The organism is Teichococcus deserti, from assembly GCF_001982615.1.
GTDB classification, from domain to species: domain Bacteria; phylum Pseudomonadota; class Alphaproteobacteria; order Acetobacterales; family Acetobacteraceae; genus Pseudoroseomonas; species Pseudoroseomonas deserti.
The window spans coordinates 1-537 of the sequence record NZ_MLCO01000575.1; the positions used below are offsets into that span (position 1 = coordinate 1).

General features: G+C 71.7%; 1 pseudogene. It reads left to right on the forward strand.

The annotated features are described in order from the left end of the window. Positions 1-300: 300 nt before the first annotated feature. Positions 301-537 (forward strand): annotated as a pseudogene (locus BKE38_RS30150) (hypothetical protein); the annotation flags it as partial.

The following is a 537-nucleotide window of genomic DNA, read 5'->3' on the forward strand; positions in this document are numbered from 1 at the left end:
ATCTTCCGACGCGTCCGGTCGTCGGCAGCGTCGGTGGTGTCTCAGCGACAGCCCTGGGCCCGTCCCCCCAAAAAGGGCCCAGCGTCCCGTTCCGGCAGGTTCTTCTCGCCGCGCGAAGCGGCTCTCATTGCGCCATCATCACAGTCGCGTCACCGGTTCCAGCTCGTTCCGCCGTTGGCTTGATGCGGGTCAAGGCGGCGGGCAGCGTGATGCGCCACCCTGCGCCGCAGGCCGGGAACGGCCGCCGGCGGCAGAAGGCGCGGGCGACCTTCCCGGGACGCAGACCGTGAAGGATCGCGCATGTCGACCGCCCCCGCTACCCTCCGCCAGCCGCCAGGGGTGAACCCGCTGGCGGTGCCGGACAGCACCTCGCCGCCCATCGCCTCCGGCCCGGAACCAGGCTCCAACCGCAAGCTCGGCTTCCTGCTGCTGGCGATCGGCCTCTATCTGGCGGTGATGCTGCTGCCGACGCCGGCCGGGCTGTCGGCCTCGGGCCAGGTGGCGCTCGCCTTGCTGGCGCTGGTGATCACGCTGTGG